Source organism: Chryseobacillus diguaensis (assembly GCF_049220665.1).
In the GTDB taxonomy this organism is placed as follows: domain Bacteria; phylum Bacillota; class Bacilli; order Bacillales; family Bacillaceae; genus Metabacillus_B.
In genome coordinates, this window is record NZ_JBMKNV010000003.1 from 1 (window position 1) to 26,656 (window position 26,656).

The 26,656-nt window shown below is 40.9% G+C and carries 26 protein-coding genes, 1 pseudogene, 1 riboswitch and 1 other annotated feature; of the genes and pseudogenes, 18 read left to right on the top strand and 9 right to left on the bottom strand.

All coding sequences use genetic code 11. The annotated features are described in order from the left end of the window. Positions 1-259 precede the first annotated feature (259 nt). Entirely contained in the window at positions 260-1,852 is a 1,593-nt protein-coding gene (pckA, locus tag ACOT8F_RS05110) for a phosphoenolpyruvate carboxykinase (ATP) (protein ID WP_421650497.1), read from the bottom strand. A 362-nt stretch (positions 1,853-2,214) separates the two neighbouring features. Then, positions 2,215-2,385: riboswitch (SAM riboswitch) on the top strand. A 265-nt stretch (positions 2,386-2,650) separates the two neighbouring features. On the opposite strand from pckA, the gene metK reads away from it, so the two are divergent. Then, the gene (gene metK, locus ACOT8F_RS05115) at positions 2,651-3,847 is read left to right on the top strand and encodes a methionine adenosyltransferase (protein WP_421650498.1); all 1,197 of its coding nucleotides are present in this window, start codon (positions 2,651-2,653) and stop codon (positions 3,845-3,847) included. Positions 3,848-4,014: 167 nt separating this feature from the next. Here the strand turns inward: metK and ACOT8F_RS05120 are convergent, their stop codons facing one another. The 3 genes from ACOT8F_RS05120 to ACOT8F_RS05130 all read right to left on the bottom strand — a co-directional run bounded on the left by ACOT8F_RS05120 (position 4,015) and on the right by ACOT8F_RS05130 (position 6,671). Next, positions 4,015-5,157, bottom strand: a complete 1,143-nt coding sequence (locus ACOT8F_RS05120; protein WP_421650499.1) for a glycosyltransferase family 4 protein — start codon at positions 5,155-5,157, stop codon at positions 4,015-4,017. 40 nt (positions 5,158-5,197) lie between these two features. Beyond that, positions 5,198-5,755 (bottom strand): phosphatase PAP2 family protein, encoded by a 558-nt coding sequence (locus tag ACOT8F_RS05125; RefSeq protein WP_421650905.1) that lies wholly within the window; start codon positions 5,753-5,755, stop codon positions 5,198-5,200. 388 nt (positions 5,756-6,143) lie between these two features. After that, positions 6,144-6,671 (bottom strand): gamma carbonic anhydrase, encoded by a 528-nt coding sequence (locus ACOT8F_RS05130; protein ID WP_421650907.1) that lies wholly within the window; start codon positions 6,669-6,671, stop codon positions 6,144-6,146. Between the two features lie 180 nt (positions 6,672-6,851). Here ACOT8F_RS05130 and ACOT8F_RS05135 point away from each other — a divergent pair, with 180 nt between their 5' ends. Both ACOT8F_RS05135 and ACOT8F_RS05140 read left to right on the top strand, forming a co-directional pair. Continuing rightward, the gene (locus ACOT8F_RS05135; protein WP_421650500.1) at positions 6,852-7,649 is read left to right on the top strand and encodes an alpha/beta hydrolase; all 798 of its coding nucleotides are present in this window, start codon (positions 6,852-6,854) and stop codon (positions 7,647-7,649) included. Between the two features lie 2 nt (positions 7,650-7,651). Then, positions 7,652-8,731, top strand: a complete 1,080-nt coding sequence (locus ACOT8F_RS05140; RefSeq protein ID WP_421650501.1) for a tetraprenyl-beta-curcumene synthase family protein — start codon at positions 7,652-7,654, stop codon at positions 8,729-8,731. 111 nt (positions 8,732-8,842) lie between these two features. On the opposite strand, the pseudogene ACOT8F_RS05145 reads toward ACOT8F_RS05140, so the two are convergent. The 3 genes and pseudogenes from ACOT8F_RS05145 to mnmL all read right to left on the bottom strand — a co-directional run bounded on the left by ACOT8F_RS05145 (position 8,843) and on the right by mnmL (position 11,206). Then, a pseudogene (locus ACOT8F_RS05145) lies at positions 8,843-9,514 on the bottom strand (MgtC/SapB family protein). Between the two features lie 154 nt (positions 9,515-9,668). Beyond that, on the bottom strand, positions 9,669-10,244 hold the full coding sequence (gene mnmM, locus ACOT8F_RS05150; RefSeq protein ID WP_421650502.1) for a tRNA 5-(aminomethyl)-2-thiouridylate-methyltransferase MnmM: 576 nt from the start codon (positions 10,242-10,244) through the stop codon (positions 9,669-9,671). Continuing rightward, a complete protein-coding gene (mnmL, locus tag ACOT8F_RS05155; RefSeq protein ID WP_421650503.1) occupies positions 10,244-11,206 on the bottom strand; it encodes a tRNA modification radical SAM protein MnmL/YtqA in 963 nt (320 codons plus the stop codon). Before mnmL ends, mnmM begins: the two co-directional genes overlap by 1 nt. A gap of 161 nt (positions 11,207-11,367) precedes the next feature. On the opposite strand from mnmL, the gene ACOT8F_RS05160 reads away from it, so the two are divergent. From ACOT8F_RS05160 to leuS, 11 genes are all read left to right on the top strand, one after another. Further along, entirely contained in the window at positions 11,368-11,631 is a 264-nt protein-coding gene (locus tag ACOT8F_RS05160; RefSeq protein ID WP_421650504.1) for a YtzC family protein, read from the top strand. Positions 11,632-11,640: 9 nt separating this feature from the next. After that, positions 11,641-11,802, top strand: coding sequence for a glycogen biosynthesis protein GlgD (locus tag ACOT8F_RS05165; protein WP_421650505.1), 162 nt, complete (start codon positions 11,641-11,643; stop codon positions 11,800-11,802). A 75-nt stretch (positions 11,803-11,877) separates the two neighbouring features. Continuing rightward, complete coding sequence (locus tag ACOT8F_RS05170) at positions 11,878-12,057, top strand: hypothetical protein (RefSeq protein ID WP_421650506.1); 180 nt, start codon at positions 11,878-11,880, stop codon at positions 12,055-12,057. A gap of 194 nt (positions 12,058-12,251) precedes the next feature. Next, the gene (locus ACOT8F_RS05175) at positions 12,252-12,641 is read left to right on the top strand and encodes a GntR family transcriptional regulator (protein ID WP_421650507.1); all 390 of its coding nucleotides are present in this window, start codon (positions 12,252-12,254) and stop codon (positions 12,639-12,641) included. Beyond that, complete coding sequence (locus ACOT8F_RS05180; RefSeq protein ID WP_421650508.1) at positions 12,634-13,509, top strand: ABC transporter ATP-binding protein; 876 nt, start codon at positions 12,634-12,636, stop codon at positions 13,507-13,509. The genes ACOT8F_RS05175 and ACOT8F_RS05180 overlap by 8 nt, the downstream gene beginning before the upstream one ends. Beyond that, complete coding sequence (locus ACOT8F_RS05185; protein WP_421650509.1) at positions 13,506-14,471, top strand: ABC transporter permease subunit; 966 nt, start codon at positions 13,506-13,508, stop codon at positions 14,469-14,471. The genes ACOT8F_RS05180 and ACOT8F_RS05185 overlap by 4 nt, the downstream gene beginning before the upstream one ends. A gap of 15 nt (positions 14,472-14,486) precedes the next feature. Beyond that, on the top strand, positions 14,487-15,185 hold the full coding sequence (locus tag ACOT8F_RS05190; protein WP_421650510.1) for an ABC transporter ATP-binding protein: 699 nt from the start codon (positions 14,487-14,489) through the stop codon (positions 15,183-15,185). Next, positions 15,175-16,500 (top strand): ABC transporter permease, encoded by a 1,326-nt coding sequence (locus tag ACOT8F_RS05195; RefSeq protein WP_421650511.1) that lies wholly within the window; start codon positions 15,175-15,177, stop codon positions 16,498-16,500. Before ACOT8F_RS05190 ends, ACOT8F_RS05195 begins: the two co-directional genes overlap by 11 nt. Before the next feature lie 442 nt (positions 16,501-16,942). Next, entirely contained in the window at positions 16,943-18,139 is a 1,197-nt protein-coding gene (locus ACOT8F_RS05200; protein WP_421650512.1) for an MDR family MFS transporter, read from the top strand. 335 nt (positions 18,140-18,474) lie between these two features. Then, positions 18,475-18,807, top strand: a complete 333-nt coding sequence (locus ACOT8F_RS05205; protein WP_421650513.1) for a DUF4257 domain-containing protein — start codon at positions 18,475-18,477, stop codon at positions 18,805-18,807. Between the two features lie 103 nt (positions 18,808-18,910). Further along, positions 18,911-19,132, top strand: a binding site (T-box leader). A 132-nt stretch (positions 19,133-19,264) separates the two neighbouring features. Next, the gene (gene leuS, locus ACOT8F_RS05210; RefSeq protein ID WP_421650514.1) at positions 19,265-21,679 is read left to right on the top strand and encodes a leucine--tRNA ligase; all 2,415 of its coding nucleotides are present in this window, start codon (positions 19,265-19,267) and stop codon (positions 21,677-21,679) included. Between the two features lie 92 nt (positions 21,680-21,771). Here the strand turns inward: leuS and ACOT8F_RS05215 are convergent, their stop codons facing one another. Next, positions 21,772-22,092, bottom strand: a complete 321-nt coding sequence (locus ACOT8F_RS05215) for a hypothetical protein (protein ID WP_421650515.1) — start codon at positions 22,090-22,092, stop codon at positions 21,772-21,774. A 243-nt stretch (positions 22,093-22,335) separates the two neighbouring features. Here ACOT8F_RS05215 and ACOT8F_RS05220 point away from each other — a divergent pair, with 243 nt between their 5' ends. The 3 genes from ACOT8F_RS05220 (at position 22,336) to ACOT8F_RS05230 (ending at position 23,561) form a co-directional block, all read left to right on the top strand. After that, positions 22,336-22,662, top strand: coding sequence for a rhodanese-like domain-containing protein (locus ACOT8F_RS05220; protein WP_421650516.1), 327 nt, complete (start codon positions 22,336-22,338; stop codon positions 22,660-22,662). Positions 22,663-23,140: 478 nt separating this feature from the next. Then, on the top strand, positions 23,141-23,377 hold the full coding sequence (locus ACOT8F_RS05225) for a DUF2553 family protein (RefSeq protein WP_421650517.1): 237 nt from the start codon (positions 23,141-23,143) through the stop codon (positions 23,375-23,377). Position 23,378: 1 nt separating this feature from the next. After that, on the top strand, positions 23,379-23,561 hold the full coding sequence (locus ACOT8F_RS05230; protein WP_421650518.1) for a sporulation protein Cse60: 183 nt from the start codon (positions 23,379-23,381) through the stop codon (positions 23,559-23,561). Positions 23,562-23,584: 23 nt separating this feature from the next. On the opposite strand, the gene ACOT8F_RS05235 is transcribed toward ACOT8F_RS05230, so the two are convergent. Further along, positions 23,585-24,853: a BaiN/RdsA family NAD(P)/FAD-dependent oxidoreductase gene (locus tag ACOT8F_RS05235; protein WP_421650519.1), complete on the bottom strand. Its 1,269-nt coding sequence runs from the start codon at positions 24,851-24,853 to the stop codon at positions 23,585-23,587. Positions 24,854-25,015: 162 nt separating this feature from the next. On the opposite strand from ACOT8F_RS05235, the gene ACOT8F_RS05240 reads away from it, so the two are divergent. Next, complete coding sequence (locus ACOT8F_RS05240) at positions 25,016-26,641, top strand: putative polysaccharide biosynthesis protein (RefSeq protein ID WP_421650520.1); 1,626 nt, start codon at positions 25,016-25,018, stop codon at positions 26,639-26,641. Positions 26,642-26,656: the final 15 nt, after the last annotated feature.

Consider the following 26,656-nt stretch of genomic DNA (forward strand, 5'->3'; position numbering starts at 1 on the left):
CCATTTGATCACGATTCATTTGATTATTTTTAGACAGCATTTCAATCACCTCACTAGTTACTTCTTTCATTATACAAAAAAACTGCCAACATCCTCCTCAAAATCGAGGAGTTTGTCGACAGTCTGAGATGCGCTTTTTCCAAGCGCATCTTTTTCTTTATAATATCAAAATTTTTTAAATCAGTTTTCGCACTGAACCTAGCTCCACTTATCATCGGCTTCAGGTCACATGCTGATAGGCAGGCACCTTGTGCTTTTTTTATAACTGGTATGACGGTCCGCCAAACAATTCAATGTCAGAAGGAACACTTGTGAACTTTTTGAAATTTCGATGAAATTGTGCCGCCAGTTCTTGAGCCTTTTTCAGATATGCGTCTTTATCATCCCATGTCGCAGAAGGGATGAGAATTTCACCAGGTACTCCAGGGACATGCAGCGGAATCTTCAGGCCGAATATTTCATCTGTTGATGTTTCGGCATTTTGAAGATCACCTTCAAGAGCCGCCTGTACCATTGCCCGTGTATATTCAAGCTTCATCCGTTTGCCGACTCCGTATTCCCCTCCGGTCCAGCCAGTATTGACAAGGTATACTTCTACTTCATGCTCTGCAATTTTTTCACCGAGCATTTCCGCATAAACATTTGCTCTAAGCGGCAGAAATGGTGAGCCGAAGCAAGTAGAGAAAGTAGCCTGTGGCGATGTAATGCCTCTTTCCGTACCTGCAAGCTTGCTCGTATAACCGCTCAAGAAATGGTACATAGCCTGTTCTTTCGTCAGCTTGCTGATTGGAGGTAGTACTCCGAAGGCATCAGCAGTCAAAAAGATAATCGTTGAAGGATGGCCTGCAACACTTGGCTTTAGGATGTTATCAATGGCTTCAAGAGGGTAGGCTGCACGAGTATTTTCTGTGTAAAAAACATGATCGTAATCAGCCGCTCTTGAATCATCATCCACAACCACGTTTTCTAAAACAGAACCGAAACGGATGGCATTATAAATTTGCGGTTCTTTTTCAGCAGAAAGATTAATGCATTTCGCATAGCATCCGCCTTCAATATTGAAAACGCCTCTGTTTGACCAGCCATGCTCATCATCTCCGATTAACTTGCGGCTGGCATCAGCACTGAGTGTTGTTTTGCCTGTGCCGGAAAGTCCGAAGAAAAGGGCCACGTCTCCCTCCTGGCCAACGTTTGCCGAACAGTGCATCGGCATGATTCCCTGTTCAGGAAGCAAATAGTTTATAATGGAGAAAATGGATTTCTTCATTTCTCCTGCATATTCAGTCCCTCCAATTAGGATGGTCCTTTTTTCAAAGGAGATAATAATGAAGGTTTCTGAATTTGTTCCGTCTGTCTCAGGATCTGCTTTAAAGTTTGGAGCGGAGATAATCGTGAAAGGGTTCTCATGTTTAAGCAGATCATCACCCTCCGGACGAATGAAAAGCTGATGGGCAAAAAGGTTATGCCAGGCAAATTCGTTCACAACCTGGATCGGCAAGCGGTATCTTTCGTCGGCACCTGCAAAACCTTTAAATACAAACAGCTCATTCTTTTCCTTTAAGTAGCTGACAACTTTGATATACAGTTTTTCAAAAGCCTCTTCTGTAATCGGCTGGTTTACTGTACCCCAGTCAACTTTATCCTCTGCAGAAGCTTCCTTAACGATGAATTTATCACGGGGCGACCGCCCAGTGTAAGCGCCTGTAGTTGCGCGAATAGCTCCAGTTGAGGTCAGAACAGCTTCATCTCTGGATAAAACCTTTTCAACGAGCTGTGGTACAGATAAGTTGTGAAAAACATTTTCTCCAGATAGTAATTGTGCAAGCTCATTTGTGATTGTAATTGTATTCATCCACATACCCTTCCTTTGCTTGGTAGTCACTGCTCTAATCCTATTTGTACCAATAATTAGCACTATTGGTCATTTACTCATAAATAGTATAACACATTTAAGTGAATAATCTATACTAATTAATGCGATTTATGCCAAAGCTGTTCATTTGGTACGACTAATTATCAAATCCCATGTTTAATTGGTTTTTGGGACAGGTTTATGTTTTATATAATAAATCATCTCATTAATGTTTTCTGCAAATTCATAGAAAAACCTTTAAAAATTTCTCTTTTAATAGAACCTTCTAAAAAAAATAGGGCGTGTCATTTTTTGTTGACAATTGACAGAACTCTGGGGTAATATATGACTTTGAACGGATTCTCTTATCCCGAGCTGGTGGAGGGACAGGCCCTATGAAACCCAGCAACCTGGTTATCGAAAAAAAACGCTTTGGAATGGCAGCACAAAAAATAGTGTGTGCCAATGAAAAAGCCTTTTTTCAGGCAAAGGTGCTAATCTGAGGCAAGGCAACAGGCCTTGAACGATAAGAGCGAAAGGCAGACTACAATCCCTTTCCTCTTTAGGAAGGGATTTTTTTGTACTTCTCTTTTCTTACAAAGCAGTTAGGCAAGCTTTGCAGAAAAGAGTTAGATGAAAAATGCTCAAGGATTTATCTGATTCCAAATTATAACCAGACGTTTCAATCTAACTTTTCATTTTAGAAAGATCGTTTAAAAGGTAAAGATAAAAGGGAATGAGTTCCGTCTCAGCAAGAAATCATGTAACCAAAATAAATGAGTCAAAGGAGGAAACAGAATGACAAAAAATCGCCGTCTATTTACATCAGAATCTGTTACGGAGGGACATCCGGATAAAATTTGTGACCAAATTTCAGATTCCATTCTTGATGCCATCATTGCAAAAGATCCGAATGCGCGTGTAGCTTGTGAAACATCCGTTACAACTGGCCTTGTCCTCGTTAGCGGAGAAATTACTACAACAACCTATGTTGACATTCCAAAAATTGTCCGTGAAACAATTAAAGGAATCGGCTATACTCGGGCAAAATACGGATTTGATGCAGAAACTTGTGCTGTATTGACTTCCATCGATGAACAGTCTGCTGACATTGCAATGGGAGTGGACCGCGCTCTTGAAGCAAGAGAAGGACTAATGACAGATGCTGAAATCGAAGCAATCGGTGCAGGAGACCAGGGCTTAATGTTCGGTTATGCCAACAACGAAACAAAAGAATTGATGCCTCTTCCAATCTCATTAGCTCATAAGCTGTCTCGCCGTCTTACAGAAGTACGCAAAGAAGAGATTCTTCCTTACCTTCGTCCAGATGGTAAAACACAGGTTACAGTTGAGTATGATGAGAACGATAAGCCTGTTCGTATTGATACAATTGTTATCTCTACTCAGCATCACCCTGAAATAAGCCTGGAGCAAATTCAGCGGAATCTGAAAGAGCATGTGATTAAACCAGTTGTTCCTGCAGAGTTGATTGATGAAAATACAAAGTATTTCATTAACCCTACAGGCCGCTTTGTTATAGGAGGTCCTCAAGGGGATGCTGGTCTTACTGGCCGTAAAATTATCGTAGATACTTATGGCGGTTATGCTCGCCACGGCGGCGGTGCATTCTCTGGTAAGGATGCTACTAAGGTTGATCGTTCAGCAGCTTATGCTGCACGCTATGTAGCTAAGAACATCGTGGCAGCAGGTCTAGCAGACAAGTGTGAAGTTCAGCTTGCATATGCCATTGGGGTTGCTCAGCCTGTTTCCATTTCGATCGACACTTTTGGTACTTCAAATGCAACTGAAGAGCAGCTTGTTGAAGCAGTTCGCGAAAACTTTGACTTGCGTCCTGCAGGCATTATCAAAATGCTTGATCTTCGCCGTCCAATTTATAAACAAACAGCAGCTTACGGACATTTTGGCCGTAATGATCTTGATCTTCCATGGGAGCAAACAGACAAAGTGGAAGCACTGCTTGCTTCCGTTAAATAATCGTCTTACATCCAAAAGCCTGGGAAAAAAATTCCCGGGCTTTTTTGAGTCCACTGAAATATTCCCGGTACGAAAAAAGCCTTTAGCCAATGTAATACGGCCTGAGGCTTTTTCTAAACAGTCATTTTTTGAAACATGATCATGTATATAAGCTTGGAATAATGGCGTTACGCATAACGAACTTCATCAAGCTCAATCAAAACATCTTCGTATTCTTTTAAAAGTCCGTCAAAAATTTGGTCCCATGTCTGTGAGAGAGCATATTTTCTGGCATGATATTTCATTTCCTTACGAAGACCTTCATTGCCCAGCAATCGGCCGATTGTTTGAATGAAATCTTCTGCATTTCTTGGTTCGCATAATGAACCGGTTCTGCCTTCTTGTACGATGTTCTTTACACCGCCTGAATTTGCGCCAACAACTGGCGTTCCGCAGGCAAGAGCTTCCAGTACAACATTTCCGAAGGTTTCTGTTGGAGATGGAAATACAAATAAATCAGAACCCGCGTACAGTCGCGCAAGATTTTTGCCGCTTAAATAACCGGCGAAGGTCATATTATCCGGCGCCTGCTTTTCCATCTCGGTCTTGGAAGGACCATCTCCGACAATGACCCAATGAACTTTGTCTTTCATGGATGCCGGGAGCTGATGGGATATCTTCATCAGTGTTTCAATATCTTTTTCAGGAGCGAGCCGGCCTACATATGTTAAAATATATTTTTCTTTAATGCCGTATTCATGATGAAGATCAAGATCTTCAAAATCGGGCTTGAATAGGGAGCAATCAACCCCGCGGCCCCAAATATGAAGATTGCGGAAACCCTGTTTTCTCAGCTGATCCTTTGTTTCCATTGAGGGAACAAAAATTTTCTGGAACGGTCTGTGAAACCAGTGCATATACTTCCATAAAAATTTCGAGAAAAATTGCAAATCATAATAGTCAAGGTATTGATCAAAATCTGTATGATAAGAGCCTACAACTGGGATATTCAATTTTTTCGCATAGTGCAGTCCGCAGAATCCGATGTTAAAGGGTGTAGCTATATGGATGAGGTCAGGCTGAAATTTCTGAAGCTCTGCCTTGACCTGAAGCATATTGGGCCACGCTACCCTGCATTCCGGATATAAAAAGAACGGGAAGCTGGCAAATCGGTGAATATGACTGGAAAAAAGGGACTCCTGTGTGCTTTCAGGAGCGAAAACTTTGTATTCATGTCCCTTTGTATCTAAATAATCAGTGAACCGTTTTAATGTACGCGCAACTCCGTTAACATCAGGAGCATACGTATCTGTAAATAATGCTATTTTCAATTGAATCCCCCCAGAGCTTAAGATCGGACCAAATCTCTTTTTAGGACAACATCTGGTTTGAAATAATCTGACTTACGGCCAAAAAGCTTAACATGCTTGTGGAAGTTCCCAGTAAGAAACCTGCAAGAACATCCGACGGGTAATGAAGGCCAAGATAGATCCTTGAAAGGCCAACGCTAATTCCAAGCGGGATCAGAACAATAGCAAGACCGGGCATAAACATAAGGAGCGGGACAACGATTGAAAAAACCGCTGTAGTGTGCCCAGAAGGGAATGAATGATCCTCCAAAGGATTTGCAGGAACTTTTGTTTCATGAAGTGTGATATATGGACGCTTGCGCGGGTAGAGTTTTTTCACGATGGCAACTGGTATATGGCTGAGCGCAAGAGCTGCTGCACTCGCGATTCCTGCAAAACGCAACGCTCCTGAAGTAAAAATAATAAGGAAGAGACAAACAAAAATGGTTGAAGCAGCTCCGCCGACATGAGTAATATTCCTGAAGTAAAAATTCAAAGCTTTACGGTCAAAATGACGGTTCAAGCTGCGAAACAGTCTACATTCAAAATGATACATGTTTGCAATGAGTTTAGTCTTCATCATAGATGCTCCTTTACCCCTTTTCTTATCATTGTAAGTTAGAAATATTTAGTTAATAATAAGATATTGTAAAGAATTCCAATCATTTCTTTGCAAATTCTTTAAAAATTTTTAGAGAAGAGTAAAAAGGGTTTCTTTTTATGTTTTTCGTCTTATGAAGCGTTTTTAAAAAAGACTGTTTTCGCAGAGATTGTTGTTTTTCGTACATGCTTTTATCACGCATATAGACTAGCATCGGGGCATCTTTTTTTAAAAGTTTTTGCCATCCCAATGGTTTCAAGGACTATATATAGAATCATGAGCGACAAAGCTTAAGAAAAGAGGCTTAAAAAAGCCGGTGATTTATTTTATGAATCATCCGGCAATGATAACATAAACATAAAGCCTTTTATGAAGAATGAGTTATAGAATTGGTGTTTTTATACAACTGTCCTTTATCAACGTATTCCTGCCGGATCCGGTTCATATCTTTTAAGTCCTCTTCCGTCAGGGTTCGGACGACTTTGGCAGGTCTGCCGAATGCCAGGGTGCCAGGAGGTATTTTTTTTCCTTGAGGAACTAAGCTGCCTGCACCTATAAAAGCACCCTCGCCTACTTCGGCACCATCAAGAATAATGGAGCCCATGCCGATAAGAGCATGCTTTCTAATAATGGAGCTGTGAAGGATGACTTGGTGGCCCACAGTAACCTCGTCTTCAATAATGAGGGGATTATCAGGACTTTGATGAAGGCAGCATTGATCCTGAATGTTAACGCGGTTTCCGATGATGGTAGGGGCCACATCTCCCCTGATCACTGTGTTGAACCAAATGCTTGACTTATCACCAATTTCAACATCCCCTGTAATAGTGACAAAGTCAGCAATGTAAGCTGAATCGGAAATTTTGGGGATGATTCCTTTGTAAGGATAGATCATTTGAATATTCATTCCTTTCAAATTTGTGATGCTTTCTTTATAATAGCAAATATTTACACAGGATATCAGGTGTCTCTTAAAAGGAAAACCGTAAAATCATTTGCTTTTAAAGAGATTTACATAAGAGTTAAACGCTCTTAATAACAGCAGAAAATTTATAACAGCAGGAGAGTGGATACGATGTGGAAATGGCTGGCTGAACGCCCGAAAGGTGTAATTGTTGCCGTACACGGAGCAGCAGAACATCATAGAAGATACAGATGGCTGATTGAGATGTGGCGCTGTTCGGGATATCATATTATTATGGGAGATCTTCCCGGCCAGGGTACGTCCACAAGGCAAAGAGGCCATATAGACTCTTTTGATGAATATATAAAAGAAGTGAATGATTGGATTACAGAGGCCGGCAAATATGAGCTCCCCGTGTTCCTGCTCGGGCACAGCATGGGCGGATTGATTGTGATCAGGTCTCTTCAGGAAAAACATCATTTGCTGAGCGGAGTGATCCTTTCATCCCCATGCCTCGGAATTGTCAATAAACCAAACCCTGCGCTTGATTTACTGTCAAAAGGATTGAATATGATTACACCTTCTTTCAGACTGAATTCGAAACTCAGCATCGATATTGCGACCCGCAATAAATCAATCCGTGATGAGGATGAAAATGACTCGCTGTACGTTACCAAGGTTTCAGTGCGCTGGTACAGGGAATTAGTAAAAGCTATCGAAGAAGCTCATACAAAAATCAAAGACTTTCCTGATGTCCCGGTTCTGCTTATGCAGGGCGGAGATGATAAAATAGTAGAGAAAATGGCAGTCAGATCCTGGTTTAACCGGCTGGATGCTCTGGAAAAGTCCTACAAAGAATGGAAAGGCTTCTACCACGAGATCTTTAATGAACCTGACCGTGATAAAGTATTTAACATGGCAAAGCATTTTGCAGATTCACACTTGCCGGAAAGTGAATGGAGTGAATAAGTATGAATATCCCGGGGAATCCTCTTGGGTTAATGACAAAAGTCTATAGGGAGGTATTCCCGATTGTTCATGAATATCTCGGAAATTGGAGGGAAAAGGCTGAAAGCATTCCCGACCCGGAGCTTAGAAAACAGGCATTGGCAAGTATAGATTCTAAAAGCTTTCACTGCGAGGGCGGAAGTATTCTTGCCATTCTTTCTGGCCCTTATTTGAGAGAGTGCATTGAATTTATTGTTGCTTATCAGACCATCAGTGATTATCTCGATAATTTATGTGACAGAAGTACAAGTCTTGATCCTGTCGATTTTAGAATGCTTCATCAGTCGATGCCGGATGCTCTGACGTGCGGTGCTGAAACAAAAAATTTTTATCAATTCCGAACAGAGCAAAATGATGGCGGCTATTTAAATGATCTCGTTTCAACGTGCCAGCGGATCCTAAGGAATCTTCCTGAATACGATCTGATTAAAAGCCATCTGCTTGAGCTTTCCGGCTATTATTGTGATCTTCAGGTACATAAGCATGTTACATTTGAAGAACGGGTTCCCCGTCTGGAAAACTGGTTTGAAGGGCATCGAAAGCAGCTGCCTGCTATGGAATGGTACGAATTTTCCGCATGCGCCGGTTCGACATTAGGGATTTTCTGTTTAGTTGCATATGCCTTCCAGCAGTCATTTAATGAAGATATGGCTCTTAAAATCAGAGACAGCTATTTCCCTTACATTCAGGGGCTGCATATTTTGCTTGATTATTTAATTGATGAGGAAGAAGACCGGATCGGCGGTGATCTGAACTTCTGCAGCTATTATCCAACACGCGAAGACATGATTGACAGAATGCAGCATTTTATCAGTCAGGCTGATACAAATCTGGAAGGCATCCCTCATGAAAGCTTTCACAGGCTGATTAACAGGGGCTTGCTTGGAGTATATTTATCAGACAATAAAGTAGCAGGGCAAAGGGATCTTAACAAAATTGCCCGAAGACTTTTAAGGCATGGCGGTACCACCTCTCTGTTCTTTTATTTGAATGGAAGAGCTTACAGAACCATACAGAAGTTCTCATCGAAAAAAAGCTCTTAACTATCCATGTGCTTTTTTTAGCACAGAAAAACAAAAGGACTGACTCTGCACGCAAACAGAGTCAGTCCTCTTTTGTATTTTGGAAAGGGCATTATCCAGCCAATTCAATTTCTACAGAAAGAACACCCATCTCTCGTATACTTCAGAAGTATGAAGGTCTTCAGCAGTCATGAGTGCAAGTTCAACTTTTCTTGCCAGATCATCCTTTTGATCTCTGATCCGAATATATTTTATATTCAGATTCTCTTTTTTAAGTTCAAAAAGGACATCTTGGATATTCTTTTCCTCACCTACGAATATTTTTGCTTTCATTTCTTTTTGCCTTAGCGTCTTTGGACCAAATTTTTTTAGGAACGGTGCAAGCAAATCGATGGAAAGAATCATCATAATGGTCGCAGTAACGGCTTCTATATAAAAACCGGCTCCAATCGTTATGCCCAGGCCTGCAGCGCCCCAAACGATGGCAGCCGTTGTTAAGCCGCTGATCACTGATCACATCATTGTTCTTCCTAAAATAGCACCAGCACCGAGGAAACCAACACCTGAAACGATCTGGGCAGCAAGACGAAGAGGATCCATCGGACTTTTATAGGCTTCTGCAAAGGTATAGGCTGACTCAATGGATACTAATGTCAGCAAACAGGAGCTAACCGAGATAATAATGGTTGTTTTTAATCCTAAAGGCTTTTTCTTGATTTCCCTTTCAAACCCTATGATTAATCCGACTGCGAAGGATAAAAATAACTTAATAATGGCTTCTTCATGGCTTATAATGGATGGCATAAAAACACCCCCTTAATAATTTTTATGTTGGAATAGTTGTTTGAATTTCCTTCTATATATGCTAAACCTGCTTAGCATCACAATAAAACGCAAAAAGCTGTGGAATGTCTTCCATCAGCCAGGTACTGCCTATCGTTTTGCATCATCCGCCTCTTTATCCTCTCTTTTCGATGGCAATGATAAAAGGCGGATTGTTCTTTTGATTAATAAATCCGTACTGCATGACGTGTGCCTTTGTTTGATCAAGCTCCTGTACATATGATAACAATTCTTCTTTTTCGGCCTGTCCTTCTGTATGGCCGTGATAAACCACGAGCACAATCATTCCTGCTGGCTTCATTAAACGGAAAAGCTCTCGTATCGCTTGTATTGTTGTATTTGGCTTTGTAACGACAGACTTATCACTGCCGGGAAGGTAGCCCAGGTTAAAAACAGCTGCAGCAACTCTTCCTGCATGCGCTTTTTGAATGACTTCGGCTGCGTTCTCATGTCCGGTCTGAATAAGAGTCACTTTGTGGTCCAATTTATTTAAAACGAGCTTTTCTCTTGTTGCATCAATCGCCTCTTTTTGAATATCAAAGCTGTAAACATGTCCGTTATCACCTATAAGTTTTGCCAGAAATAATGTGTCATTTCCTTTTCCGGCAGTAGCATCAACCGCGATGTCTCCCTCAGAAACAGCTAATGACAAGAGTTTTCTGCAAAAAGGAAGAATGCCATCAAGCTTCATTAAACGCCAGTCCTTTCAAGGTTGTAATACCGGCCCTGATAGCTGTTCCTTTTCTTCAGCTCTTCATCAATAGCGTTTAATACACTCCACTTGTTCACACTCCACATTGGGCCTACTATTAAATCGATTGGCCCGTCACCGGTAATTCGGTGAATAATCATCTCAGGAGGCAATATTTCCAGCTGATCGCAGACAAGACTCACATATTGATCAAAGGACAAAAATTCAAGCATCCCTTTTTCGTATTGTTTAACCATTGGAGTGCCTTTAAGCAAATGAAGCAGGTGAATTTTAATCCCCTGGACATCGAGCTTTGCAGCCTCTCTTGCCGTTTCCATCATCATTTTTTCATCTTCCATCGGCAATCCGTCAATAATATGTGTACAGACACGAATACCATGCTTGCGGAGTTTTTCAAGGCCTTCTTTATAACAATTGAAGTCATGGGCTCTGTTAATAAGGTTCGCTGTTTTTTCGTGAACCGTTTGAAGGCCAAGTTCAACCCATAAATAAGTTCGCTCATTCAGTTCCGCCAAATATTCAACGACATCATCCGGAAGGCAATCAGGCCTTGTCGCAATAGAAAGACCAACTACATCCTCAAGACCAAGCACCGTTTCATATTTTTGACGCAGTACTTCAACAGGTGCATGAGTATTCGTGAAAGCCTGGAAGTACGCCATATACTTTCCATCTTTCCATTTATGATGCATTTTTAATTTTACTTCATTAAATTGTGTCAGCAGATCATCAGCCCGGTTTCCAGCAAAATCACCGGAACCTGCCGCACTGCAAAAAGTACAGCCTCCATGAGCGACTGTGCCGTCCCTATTAGGGCAGTCAAATCCGCCGTCAAGAGCTATTTTAAATACCTTGTGGCCAAAATGGCAGCGAAGATGATAATTCCATGTATGGTAACGTTTATCATCACTTGCGTATAAAAAAGGATTGTACTGATTCAAATCAGCAGCCTCCTAAAAGGATTTTTTTTATCAAAATATGGTAACATAAATTTCCCCTGAAAACAATCAAGCTGCCATAAATTTAAAAGGGTAAAACCATCCTGCTGCAGCAAACTAATGGTGAAGCTTTTCGCTTCAAAGGCAGAAGGGAGATGCTTTAGATGGCAACAAGACAATCGGTTTCCGATCACTTGAAAATGTGTTCTGAAACACTTCAATATGCGGAAGAACAGTTCAAGAGCGGATGTATGCAGGAGCATTATAACGATACAGAATATACAAAAGCTCAAACAATGCTTGAAGATGCTGTGAATGACATTAATAAGCTTTCCTTAAGTTCCAATGAACAGCAGCGTGAAGAACTTTACCGCATGCGTCTTCAGCTGCAGGAGCTCCAAAATAACATGATTCTCCAAAGCCATTAGGAGGCTGACATGAAAAAAAGATCCAAGCAAAACAATCCTGAACAAAAAACAAAAAACGGCAGCAAGCATGATTTCGAAGTTGGTCAAGAAGCCATTGCTTTAAACGAAATTAAGGGAGCTAATGCCAAAACCAGCCAGCCTATCAAATCAAAGCAGCATACAGAGAAATAGCCATATTCCGGGTAAGCCCTCACACTGGTTTGCCGCCGCCTTCTAAAGGGAATCACAAAACTGGAGGCGATGAAAATGGATGTAAGAAGTTTTATCGTACAATATACAGATAAAGATACGCTGGAAAGAGTTTTTGCAGGCCCTGTTTTTCCTACAGAAGAAGAGGCTTTTCAAAAGCAGACTGAGCTTGAAGAACAAGGCCACATTGACGTGGTAGTAGAAAGCGAAAATGATATCGAGCAGGATAGGGAATAGAAGAGGATGCAGCCGAACAAAAGGCTGCATCCTTTTTTATTGACTAAAGAGAAAAATCGAAAACGATTCTGTTTTTATATAAAATTTTCCAAAACGGATTGACTTTTTATCAAATATCTCATAATGTATTAAGTGTATTACTTAATATAATACACTTAACACATTAAAACCAATTGGAGAAAGAAGGGAGATCGATGATCCAAATTGATCCTCGGAGTTCAACCCCTATCTACGAGCAAGTTGTTCAGCAAATGAAGGAGCTTTGTCTTAAAGGGGCTTTAAAACCTGGAGATAAGCTGCCTTCTGTGCGTGAGCTTTCAACCATTATTGTCGCTAATCCAAATACAGTCGGAAAAGCATATAAGGAACTTGAGCGGGAAGGAATCATCGAAACGCTGCGCGGAAGAGGGACCTATGTTTCTGAAACCGCGGCAAAAAAATTGGATGAGGGGAAGATTGAGATGCTAAAAGACCAGCTGAAAACTCTGATCGTTGACGCGGTTTATGCAGGAATAGATATAAATGAAATTCATGAATGGATTGATGATATTAAAAAAGAAGTGGGGGGGCAAAAAGATGCTTGAAGTTAAAAATATCTCTAAAGGGATGAATGGCCAGCTTGTCCTTGATTCGGTTTCTTTTACTCTCTATCCCGGAGAAATATTCGGTTTGCTCGGCCGAAATGGATCAGGAAAAACCACTCTTCTTCGCATCATTCAGCAAATCCTATTGCCGGATGAGGGCGATGTATCCTTCGAAAATGTTTCAGTTGGAAGCCATCCCCTAGTCAAGAGAAAAATCATTTATATGCCTGTGCAGAACCCCTTTTACGAAAGATACTCATTCAAGGAATTAGCTAAGCTGTACAAAAGCATTTACCCGGATTTTGATCAAGCTTATGCCGAAACGCTGATGAAACGGTATAACCTTTCTGAAACAAAAAAATACAGAGAATTGTCAACAGGACTGAAAAAACAATTTTCATTAGTAATGGCGTTTTCTTCAAGACCGGCAGTTATATTGCTTGATGAGCCGACAGATGGAGTTGATGCTGTCACACGGCACGACATTCTGCAGCTGATGATTGATGAAGTAGCAACAAGAGAGACAGCCATTCTGATCACATCGCACAGACTTGAAGATCTGGAGAGAATTTGCAGCCGCATTGGATTTCTGGAAGATAATCACCTGACAGGTTTGGCAGATATGGATGAGCTGAAAGGGGATTTTACGAAAGTTCAGTTTGCCATTGAAGAAGATGTGCATGATTTGCTGCTGGAAAGAAGAATACCGATTCTAAGCCATACTGGAGTATTTTATACGGTTCTGCTCGATAAAAATGATGCAGGCAAAAGAGAATGGCTTCATTCCATCAAACCGAGTATATGGAACGAAATGCCGGTCACTCTTGAGGAAGTCTTTATTTCAAAGTTTGGGAGGAAGCACCAATGATAGGCACAGGTTTATTTTTAAAAGAATGGAAACAGAATAAGGCCGTCATATTTCTATTGTGGCTCGTGCTTGTTGTTGAAGTTCCCTTTCGGATCTGGTCGGCTTATTCATCCCATCTGCAGCTGCTTAAGTTAAACCAGCCAGTTGATCCAGTCTTTGCTTTTAACTTTTCACATAATTCGTTTATAGGAATTTCCATGTACGCTCTCATCATTTTTCCCATTTTGCAGCTTGGTATAGAACGGTCAAGAGGGACGTTTGATTTTTCGCTATCGCTTCCTTATTCCAGAAGAAGGCTATTCATGACAAAGTGGCTGAATGGCGTACTTAGCATCATCATTCCTGTGCTCATTTCTTACCTTCTTTCAGCAGCCATTTTTCAGTTTACACATGCTAAAGTCACTGGCTTTCATGACTATTACCTTTTGTATCCGTCTTGCCTGCTTATGTTTTACACGCTGATCTTTGCAGCAGGCTGTTTAACGGGAACGAGCTTCGCTCAAGGACTTGTTGCTTTCAGTGTAATGGTTTTGCCGGTTCTTTTCTTCACGCTGCTGATGGCAAATGTGAACGTTTTTACGCATGGAGCGTCGTATATAGAGCTTGATAATCAGTACAAGTGGGTACTGAAGTATTCCCCAAGCAACTCCCTCATTTTTAATGGAGAAGGATTTGCCAGCCCGGTTGTACCGCTTGTATATACTGTCATATTTTCTCTCATTGCCTATTTTTCTTTTGTGAAACAGCCTATAGAAAGAAACGGTTATTTCTTTTTGTGGAAAGGAATAAATCATCCAGTTCAAATTATTGTGATCCTGCTCGGGGTAATGGGATTCGGCAGTGCGGGCTACTCTTTTTCATCTGGACAATATTACGGCTATTTTATCGGTGTTTTGATTGGAGCGGCTATAGGCTTAGCAATAGGATACTTCTTGATTTACCAAAAATTTAAAATTAATTAAAGGAGGAAAACGAGAATGATTCAAATAAAAAATCTGTCCCATTCCTTTTTTATCGGGAAAAAGGGGAAGGAAGAAGAAATTCCAGTATTGAGAAATATTACGCTGGAAGCAGAAAGAGGAGAAATTGCTGCTATTGTTGGGCGGAGCGGCTCTGGAAAATCAACACTTCTTAATCTTATTTCTGGCTATATGAAACCCTCCGATGGCGAGATCATGATCGAAGGCCAAAACGTTACAGATTTCAATGAAAAACAATGGGCGGAGTTCCGCTTAAATCATTTTGGCTTTATATTTCAGAGCTTTCAGCTCATCCCCAGCCTCACAGCCTTTGAAAATATTGAAATGCCGTTAACCTTAAAAGGCGTATCACCTGCAGAAAGAAAATCAAGGGTGCTTGAGATGCTGAATAGGCTCGGACTTGAAAAACACGGAAGTCATTATCCAAGTGAGCTTTCAGGCGGGCAGCAGCAAAGAGTCAGTATTGGCAGGGCACTGATTTTGAATCCTGAAATAATCCTGGCAGATGAACCAACAGGAAGCCTCGATTCTGAAACGGAAAATGAAATTCTGGATTTGATCAAGGAACTCAACAAGGAAAAAAACATCACCTTTTTTATCATTACTCATGATGATGAAGTTGCGAAAATCAGCGGCAAACAATTCCGGTTAACAGATGGAATTCTAGAAAATAGGGGTGAAAGAGTTGAAGTTTAAAGATCAAATCAGTCTTGTCAGAAGAAATATGAAAAAAAACAGGCTTCGCGTATTCATGACTGTCCTTGCTACAACAATGGGCTGTGCTTTTCTGATCGTGCTTGCTTCGGTTGGTTTTGGTTTGCAAAAGTCAGCAGTGAACGAAATTGAAAAACAGCAGATCCTGACCGAGATATCTGTGGCAGGGAAAGAGAAGGATGGAAAAAAGGAAGCCAAAGTTGGTCCTAGCGAAATCCAAAACATTTCGAACGTGGATGGGGTCAAGGCTGTTGTACACCGCATTTTTATTGGGACAGACAATCCTGAAACAAGTCCTGCCATTACATTTAAAAACAGAAAAAGCAATGATATCCGCCCCTTTTTAACTGATATGAAAGAAGAAACCAAAGCGGATCTCACCCTTGAAAAAGGACGTCTTCCCAAATCACCCGATGAAATTGTGGTCGGCTATCATTTTGGAAAAACGCTGCTGACGGAAAAGGAGAAAGCGGCCTATCTCAAACATATCCAAAACCCTGACACCGAAGATTCCTATCAGGACCCTAAAGGGTTTACAGGCAATTTACTGAACCAGACAGTCAGTTTAGATGTTGTCAAAATGATTAATGGGAAAAAAGAAACTAAGACCTACCCCTTCAAAATAGTCGGAATTGCCAAAAAACCGTCGCTCGAATATGTCATGGATACAAATATTTTAATCAGTGACAAAAATCAGCCTGCCTTCGAGGCCTTCACTGGTGAGAAGAAAACAAAATTTGATGAGCTGAATGCCTATGCATCATCGATTGATCAAGTAGAAGATATTTCAAATACTCTAAAGGAAAAGGGTTATTTAGTAGATTCTATTTCAGAGAGAGTAAAAGGAATGAACGTCTTCTTTAATGTGTTTAAAATCGGACTGATTTTTGTCGGGACAATAGCCGTACTGATTGCCTCCATAGGGATTTTCAACACAATGACAATGGCAGTAACGGAAAGAACACAGGAAATAGGCATTATGAAGGCCATTGGAGCTCAGCCTAAAATCATCAAACGGATATTTTTAATGGAGAGCGCCTGGATTGGGATCTTGGGATCTGTCATTGGCATTTTCATTTCTTACGGTATAAGCATGGCGGCCAATCAAATCATTCCAATGATTTTATCCTCCACTGCAGGCAGTAAGGGATTTGAGATGACTTTCTCTTATATTCCTCCGAGCCTTGTCCTCATTTCAGCTGTTATCAGTATTGGAGTTGCGATCCTTTCTGGAATGAGACCGGCTGCTAAAGCAACAAGGATTAATGTCTTATCCGCTTTGCGGCGGGAAATGTAGCTGAAATGAAAAAGCTTGCATGGGTTATCATGCCTTTATTACTGCTTGTCTCTCTGCTCTTCTTTAAGCTGGATCACATATTTTAAGAAGCAAACAATACAGTTGAAAAGATAACGAAACCTTGAAAATCCTTTGTTCCAGGAGACCTCTATATTCACTGAAAATACTGAAGGATTACAAAGTAAAAATTTTAATAATTTGAGGTTAATACAGTTGAAAAAAAAAGAAAAAAAACATACAATTCTCTAGTGGAAACAGAAGGTACGTGCGGAGGCGCCATGCGCTTTCGTCTTTTTTATGGTCTTTTTTATTCTTTTTATGCCTTTTTAACTGACTTTGAAAGTTGATTAAATCTATTCTATGTTTTTTTAATTGTACTGAGGTTCATTGCTTGAGTGAATGGACTTCAGAAAAAGAGTTTTCACATAAAGGGGGATTTCAATTGCCGCGATCTCTATGGCTTTTAGTAATCGGGACGATCATAAATGTCACAGCTTCTTCATTCCTATGGCCTTTGAACACTATTTATATCCATGATCAATTAGGCAAATCCCTGACTGTTGCAGGATTTGTCCTGATGCTGAATGCGGGGGCAAGTGTTGTTGGAAACCTTGCCGGAGGTGTCTTGTTTGATAAAATCGGAGGATATAAATCGATCCTGACTGGAATCATCATTACGACGCTTGCATTAGCGGGGTTAATATTTAATCATGAATGGCCTGCCTATATCGTATTTCTTACTATTATCGGCTTTGGAACAGGGATTGTGTTTCCTGCTACATATGCGATGGCCGGTACAGTCTGGCCTGAGGGAGGCAGAAAGGCCTTTAATGCTGTATATGTTGCACAGAACTTTGGAGTAGCGCTTGGTTCAGCACTTGGCGGAATCGTAGCCTCCTATTCCTTTGAATTGATTTTCATTGCAAACGGACTTCTCTATGCCGTTTTCTATTTGGTCGTATTTTTCGGATTTCGAAATATTGCAGGAGAGACTATTAATCCAGCAGCTGTTATTCAAAGCAGCGTTCCTGAGAAAAGCCGCAGCAAGCTTTTTGCGCTGTCCTTTATTGCGAGCGGATATTTGCTTTGCTGGGTTGCTTATGTCCAGTGGCAGTCAACCATTGCTGCCCATACTCAGAATTTGCATATTTCCCTTAGCCAATACAGTCTTCTTTGGACAATTAACGGCGCTTTAATAGTCCTGGCTCAGCCGCTGGTTTCCTGGTTCGTAAAATTTGCTGCAAAAACACTGAAGCATCAAATGGTAATCGGAATCGTAATCTTTATTATATCTTTCATCGCTGCAGCCCAAGCATCAGAATTCACAGGTTTTCTTGTGGCAATGGTTATTCTGACATTTGGTGAAATGCTTGTATGGCCTGCTGTCCCTACAATTGCAAACAGCCTCGCGCCAAAAGGAAGAGAAGGATTTTATCAAGGATTTATTAACAGCAATGCTACAGGCGGAAGAATGATTGGTCCGCTCCTTGGAGGCATGCTGGCAGATTATTTTAATATGACGGTTCTTTTTGGTGTTTTAATAGGCTTGCTCATAGCTGGTATGGTCTTTACTTTCCTGTGTGACAAGCACTTGAAAAAGGGAAAAGAAGACGCAAAAAGCATAGCTGTTGGCTCTTAAAAAAGAATGGAAACTGGACTAAAAAGGTGCGTAGAACGCCCCTTTTTTTTGTCAGTTTTAAAGAGAAAATGACTAATCCATGCGAAAATAATTTTTTTTTTGAAGAAACCCAGCTAGGGATAGGCTTAACGGCGTATTAAACCTTTCTTTAAAATATAGCAAAATAGTTAAATTTAATTATTTGGAATAATTAAAAAAATCATCCTTATTGTTCACGCTTGTGAGCCCGCTAATGGTATAATGTAAGTAAACAAGCTTTACTATTCCCGCTGGTCCTTTATATAGAGAAAACTTGAAGTAACTGATAGTAAATCGGCTTAGGGAAGGGTGGTGTTATGTTACAAGCCGTTTTAGTTGCTGCATGTATCGGGGGAGTCATGGGGCTTTTGGGACATATAAAGCGAAAGGGCAGATTGGAAAAGCCAAGAATGACCAAACGCTTTGTATACATTGGATTTTGGGAAGATATTTTGATTGGTATAGCCGCGGCCATCTTGCTCGTATTATCATCAGAGCCGAAAACCTCACTTCAGCTTGTCATCTTGTCAATTGTGGCCGGCTACAGCGGAGACGCTGTACTTAGAAGCTTTGATTTTGTCAGACAAAATGAAGACACAGAGCCTCCTTTAGAAAAAGAGCGACACAAAAAACATTCACCCCATCCGTGAAAACTTTCATCCTTTCAGCCTCAAGTCTAGCTTTTTCCCTAATAAAATTGAACAGCTTGCATCCTTGGCGAATATTCTATAAAATAAGATCAGATTATGATATATATGAACGGTGATAAGGAATAGTAGTGAACAGCGTGTGTTAAGAGAGCTGGCGCCAGGTGCAAGCCAGTCACAGGTATTCATGAACTCGCCTTTTGAGTTGCAAATGTGAAACGCTTTTGAAGCGGTGTAAGATTTGCCGTCTGATCCACGCTACGGATTCAAAGTGAGTGTTTTTACACTAAACTGGGTGGTACCGCGGGAGATGGCTCTCGTCCCTTTTTTAGGGACGGGAGTCTTTTTGTTTTTCTCCAAGATTTTATTGCCGCTTGGCTGTTCACTGCTTTGTTTCTTATTGACCTTTCATGATACGATTAGTTCACTAATGCTATGGGCAGGACTTAGGAGGATTTAAATGAGCTATAACCATAAGGAAGTTGAAAAGAAGTGGCAAAATTATTGGGTAAATGAAAAAGTGTTCAAAACAGCAGACGATTTGAACAAAAATAAATTCTATGCGCTTGACATGTTTCCGTATCCATCTGGAGCAGGCCTTCATGTAGGGCATCCGGAAGGCTTTACGGCAACAGACATTCTTTCCAGAATGAAACGCATGCAAGGCTATAATGTTCTGCATCCGATGGGATGGGATGCTTTTGGGCTTCCTGCTGAACAATATGCCCTTGATACAGGCAATGACCCGGCTGAATTTACAAAAAAGAATATCGATAATTTCAGAAGACAAATCCAGTCTCTTGGTTTTTCTTATGACTGGGATAGAGAAGTAAATACAACTGATCCGGAATACTATAAATGGACTCAGTGGATCTTCCTTAAATTATATGAAAAGGGCCTTGCTTATATAGATGAAGTGGCTGTTAACTGGTGTCCTGCTCTTGGCACTGTGCTTGCGAACGAAGAAGTAATTGACGGTAAAAGCGAACGCGGAGGACATCCTGTTGAACGCCGTCCAATGAAACAATGGATGCTGAAAATTACTGCGTATGCAGACCGTTTGCTTGAGGATCTTGAAGAGGTTGATTGGCCGGAGAGCATCAAAGACATGCAGCGCAACTGGATCGGACGCTCTGAAGGTGCTGAAGTAACATTTGGCATTGATGGTTTCGATGAAACATTCACTGTTTTCACTACTCGCCCTGATACGCTTTACGGAGCAAGCTATGCTGTATTAGCGCCGGAGCATCCTTTTGTGGACAAAATAACTTCTAAAGGTCAAAAAGAAGAAGTTCAAAACTACTTGAACAAAGTGAAATCAAAGAGTGATTTGGAAAGAACTGACCTTGCTAAAGATAAAACAGGTGTTTTCACAGGGGCTCATGCTATTAACCCTGTCAACGGAGCAAAACTTCCTATTTGGATCGCTGACTATGTTTTAATGAGCTATGGCACAGGTGCAATCATGGCCGTTCCTGCTCATGATGAGAGAGATTATGAATTTGCACAGAAATTTGAACTTCCAATCATCGAAGTGGTTGAAGGAGGAGATATCTCCAAGGAAGTTTATACAGGAGACGGCAAGCACGTTAATTCTGATTTTCTTAACGGCATGAACAAAGAAGAAGCGATATCTGCCATGATTGAGTGGCTGGAAGCCAATCAAAAAGGTGAAAAGAAAGTCACATACAGACTTCGTGACTGGCTGTTCAGCCGCCAGCGCTACTGGGGCGAACCAATTCCTATCATTCACTGGGAAGACGGTACAATGTCCGCTGTTCCAGAAGAAGAATTGCCGCTTGTTCTTCCGGTCACAACTGAAATTAAACCTTCAGGGACAGGAGAATCACCGCTTGCCAATATTGAAGAATGGATAAATGTAACAGATCCTGAAACAGGCAAAAAAGGACGCAGGGAAACCAACACAATGCCGCAATGGGCTGGAAGCTGCTGGTACTTCCTCCGCTACATTGATCCAAACAACAAAGAAGCGCTTGCTGATCCTGAAAAGCTGAATGCATGGCTTCCGGTTGATACGTATATTGGCGGAGCTGAGCATGCTGTTCTGCATTTGCTGTATGCCCGTTTCTGGCACAAGTTCCTTTTTGACATCGGCATGGTTCCAACAAAAGAACCGTTCCAAAAACTGTTTAACCAAGGGATGATTCTTGGAGAAAACAATGAAAAAATGAGCAAATCAAAAGGAAATGTTGTCAATCCTGATGAAATTGTTGAAAGCCATGGAGCAGACACACTTCGTTTGTATGAAATGTTCATGGGACCTCTTGAAGCATCTATTGCCTGGTCAACAACAGGGCTGGATGGAGCAAGACGCTTCCTTGACCGTGTATGGAGATTATATGTCGAAGACAATGGTGAGCTGAATCCGAAAATAACGGATGATAATGGTGAAAGCCTTGAGAAAAGCTACCATCAAACAGTGAAAAAAGTAACGGAGAATTACGAGGGTCTGCGCTTTAACACAGCGATTTCCCAGCTGATGGTATTCATTAATGATGCATACAAAGCAACTGAGCTTCCAAAGAAATATATGGAGGGCTTTGTGAAGCTTCTTGCGCCGGTGGCACCGCATATTGCGGAAGAAATTTGGACAAAGCTTGGCCATGAAGGAACGATTTCTTATCAGGCCTGGCCTGAATACGACGAGTCCAAGCTCGTAGAAGATGAAATTGAAATTGTCGTACAGCTGAATGGCAAAATCCGCGCGAAGCTGACTGTTCCTAAGGATTTATCAAAAGAACAGCTTGAGCAATTAGCTATGGATGATGAAACGGTAAAAGAACAGCTTGAAGGCAAAACGGTGAGAAAAATCATTGCGGTGCCAGGGAAGCTAGTGAATATTGTGGCCAATTAAAAAAAAATAATTGGACAAAGGCGTGCACATCTGCGTTGCACGCCTTTTAATATGGTTTTCCTGAAAATATGGATAATCGAGTTTTCCTAGGATTATTCATCTTTTTTATAACGCAAATAATTGTAATTAGACGTTGGTACGCTTTTTACAACATTGCCTTTAGAATCCTTATAAACTTCAAACTCCTGATATTTTTCCACAATGTAGCCATCAGCCTCTGACGTATTCACCAGCCGTTCATCCAGTGAAGAATAAGTTTGCTTAGGGACTTCCTCTTTTTCTGAAGAATAATTAAAAACAGGAACAGCATCCTGTTCATCTGATAAGGCTGTACTCATTTCATGAGCATGATCAGCATAAGACACAATGATTAAGCCTATTGCGGCAGCTAATATAAAAAGGATTTTCTTCAAGATTACTCATTTCCTTTCGTTCAACAATTATAAAAACCGAATCCATTCTTTTATATAGGTATGTCCATGAAATAAGGAAGATGACTAAACTTCTTCTATAGGGAGGCTTCTCATAGGTGAAAATGGTGATATACAGGGGGAGGTAAATGGAATGGAAAGAGTGAGAAAGTGAAGTGGCATGTTTCTCCTTTCTTATTCCTTTTTGCTATAATGCATGTATGATTGTTGAAAGGATGATTAAGTATGTCAGAAATTAAAGAAATTTTTCCAGCCGAGCTTGATGAAAAGCTTCAAAAGGGAGAAAAAGTAGCTATTGTAGATGTTCGCGAAGATGAGGAAGTTGCTGGCGGTATGATTCCTGTTGCGAAGCATATTAAAATGGGTGATATTCCGGATAATCTTTCTTACTTTGACAAAGACACTGAGTATGTTTTTATTTGCCGTTCAGGAAAAAGAAGTAAAAATGTCTGTATGTATCTTCAGGATCAAGGTTACAAAGTTAGAAGCATGACAGGCGGAATGCTTGAGTGGCAAGGAAAAACGAAGCCTAAGGGTGAAGAGAACGAGTAAGAAGTGGTTTGACAATATAATTAATTAGGGCAGATTGGAGAGCATTCAGTCTGCTTTTTTGCATTCGGTTTTGAACTAATTCCTTTCTGGAGCAAAAAACCCGTGCTTTCGCCCGGATTATTTCTGTGTGATCCGTTTGATGTAGTTTTCTTAGAAATTAAGATAGCAGAGAAATCAACCGTCATTGAGCCGGCTGATTTCTCTTTGGAGAAAATCAGCCAGTCTTGAACCGACTGATTTCTCTTTGGAGAAAATCAGCCAGTCTTGAACCGACTGATTTCTCTTTGGAGAAAATCAGCCAGTCTTGAACCGGCTGATTTCTCTTTGGAGAAAATCAAACAGTCTTGAACCTGCTGATTTCTCTTTGGAGCAAATCAACCGTCATTGAGCCGGCTGATTTCTCTTTTGTGATCGCTTACAATTGTTAGAACATAAAATAGGCTCTCTTTCATACATTGTGTTAAGGAGGGGAAGAGCGATGAATGATTATCATAAGCTTGAGGTAACGAAGAGGGTTACAGCTAAGGTTCAGGAAGAGTTCATCGAGCTTTACGTCGGCAGGGAATTGATTGGAAAGCTTGTCATAAATGAAGAGGGCAAACAATATGATTTAACATACGATTATTTGTTTGAGGACGGAAAAATCTTTAAGCTTTATGAGCGCAATTGCGAGCATCAGCAGTATGCGGAAGGCTGTGATATGGGGTGGTGTTAAGGTGCTTAAGGTAGCTGTTTTTGACGAAGAACATGAGAAGGATCTCGAATCTGAAGTGAATCATTTTTTATCGAAGCTGACGGAAGAGCAGATCGTTGAAATGAAGTATTCTGTCGCTGCAACTTGTGATGCAGAAGGGGAACAGGTCTACTGTTTTTCAGCTCTTATTTTATATAGGGTATAAAAAAACTCGGGAAAGCCCGAGTTTTACATATTCTTTGCGTGGAGTGCCGCGTTTTTTCCTGCCAGCCGGCCGGTAATCAGGGCTGAGGTTATGTTATATCCTCCTGTGTAGCCGTGAATATCGAGCACTTCTCCGCAAAAATAAAGACCATCCATGCATTTAGAAGCCATTTCTTTCGGATGGATTTCTTTTACAGATACCCCTCCGCCAGTTACAAATGCTTTTTCAAGCGACAGCGTTCCATTTACCTTGAATTGAAATTGCTTGCATGATTTTGCAAAAGCCCTTAGCTTCTCAGTGGAAAGATGAGCGAAGGTTATTTGAGGATCGATTTCATTTCGTTCCAGCAAAAATAATAAGTACCGTTCAGGCAGAAGTCCTTTTAATACATTTTTAACAGCCTTTTTAGGGTCATCTTTTAATTGTTTATGGATGGACTGAAATACCTTTTCTTCATTCTGTCCTGGCAGTGCGTCGATACTGACATCGACTTCCTTTACATTGAATTTCTTCATTGTTTTTACAACATATTGGCTGCACCTTAAAACGGCAGGACCTGAAATGCCAAAATGAGTAAAGAGCATATCCATTTGATGGGTAATCACAGTTTTTCCTTTAGGATTTAATACACTTAATGCAGCATCTCTTAAGGCAAGACCCTGCAGTTCTTTTTCTTTAATAAAAGGCTCGCTGGAAGTAATCGGTACCTCAGTAGGGAAAAGTTCTGTAATGGTATGTCCTGCTTTTTCAGCCCAGGCATATCCGTCTCCAGTACTTCCTGTATGAGGGACACTTTTTCCTCCAACTGCAATGACAACAGATTTTGCCTCAAGATATTCCCCATTCTTTAATAAAACTCCAGCCGTTTTACCATCTTTATATTCAACTGTTTCAACAGGCTCATTTATTCTTATTTCAACCCTCAGCCTTCTTAGCTCTGTTAAGAGAGCATCAACCACAGACTGAGCTTTATCTGTTACGGGAAACATTCTTCCATGATCTTCCTCTTTCAGCTGGATCCCCAGGTTCTCAAAGAAGGAAATAATATCTTCATTGCTGAATTCTGCAAATGCACTAAATAAAAAACGGCCGTTTCCAGGAATATGCTTAATGATTTCATCAACTGGAAGCCTGTTCGTCACATTGCAGCGGCCTCCGCCTGAAATAGCAAGCTTCCTTCCGAGTTTGTTTCCTTTATCTACGAGAAGAACGCGAGCCTCTCTTTCACCGGCAGATATAGCGGCCATCAATCCAGATGGCCCGCCGCCGATAACAATTACATCATAATTCATTTTTTCACAACCTTCTTACCGTTCTTATTGCTGCTTCATCTATTATAGCCGAATGGCCGGTAAAGAAAAACGACAAATCCCTACAAGGTTTTACGATTCTCCTATATAGTGTGTTAAAATAGAAAAGTTGAATCTTGAATAGATAGAATGGTGATTACATATATGGCGAGTAAGTTGATGAGAGGTACATTTGTCTTAACTTTAGGGACTTATATCTCGCGGATTTTGGGAATGCTGTTTGTTATCCCCTTCGTAGCTTTAGTTGGGGATTCGGCTTCCGGATTATATCAGATAGGCTATACGCAGTATACAATCTTTCTTAGCATTGCGACAGCCGGGTTCCCAATGGCCGTTTCAAAATTTGTATCGAAATATAATTCACTAGGAGATTATGAGACGAGCAGAAAGATGTTTCGGGCTGGAATCGGAGTTATGCTTTTAACCGGGTTTCTTTCTTTTATTGTCTTATACCTCCTTGCCCCTATTTTAGCTGCCAGTGCGCTTGGAACAGAAAAGCTAGCCTCAGGAATAACAATTGAAGACACGGTGTTCGTTATCAGAATGGTAAGTATTGGATTAATCGTGGTGCCAATCATGAGTTTGATCCGGGGATTTTTTCAGGGACATCAATCCATGGGACCGACAGCCGTTTCTCAAGTTATTGAACAGATCGTCCGTATTGTCTTTTTATTAGTGTCTGTTTATGCGATCCTTAAGATTTTCCACGGTTCAAAGGTAACAGCGGTCGGTTATGCAACATTTGGAGCATTTGTAGGCGCCATAGGCGGTTTAATCGTTTTATGGATGTATTGGATGAAAAGAAGACATACCCTTGAAGCAATGAAAGAAAATGAAGTTCCGCCTTCAGAAATCAGCATGAAAAAGCTGTTTAAAGAGCTTTTCAGCTATGCTTTACCTTTCGTATTTGTTGGTTTGGCTATCCCGCTTTCACAGGCTGTGGATACATATACGATGATTCCCGCAATGAATGCATCTGGATACGGGGAATTTGCAGACAGTATCCTTTCATTTGTCCTTTTCCAGGGCAGGCAGATTATCATGATTCCTGTCTCGCTCGCTACAGCATTTGGACTGACACTTGTTCCTACCATTACAAAATACTACACAAACAGGGAATTCAGGCAGCTTCACTTGCAGATAAGCCAATCATTTCAGACGATTATGTTTCTTGTACTGCCGGCTATTGGCGGGATGATGGTTCTTGCGGGTCCTATTTATAAAGCCTTTTACGGAGGATCTGCGCAAGCAGCTTTGCTTCTTCAGTGGCAGGCTCCGCTTGCTATCCTGTTTTCCTTTTTCACTGTAAATGCTGCCATTTTGCAAGGGATTAATAAACAAAAGCTTGCTGTCATCAGCCTTGCCTTCGGATTAATCATTAAAGCATGCATTAATTATCCGCTTTCTTATTTTTTGCATGGACAAGGCTCCATTATAGCAACAGCCGTCAGCTTTCTGGCATCTATCTTATACAGTTTCGTGATGATTAAGCGGCATGCAAAGTTTTCCTTCAAAGTGCTGATGAAGCGAACCATGTTTATATTACTGCTGACGGTTTTTATGGCGCTTGCCCTTTCCGTTCTTCAATCAGTGCTTGGAATATTCATCAATTATAAAGCGAGCAGAGCGGCTGCATCGATCGTACTGCTGATTTCGGTTGCAGGCGGTGCAGCTGTTTATCTTTACCTCGCTTATAAATCTCACTTGCTTGAAAGATTGATGGGATCAAGATTAACATTTTTAAAAAGAAAAAAAGTAGGAAGGGCTTAAGGCGAGCATTTTATC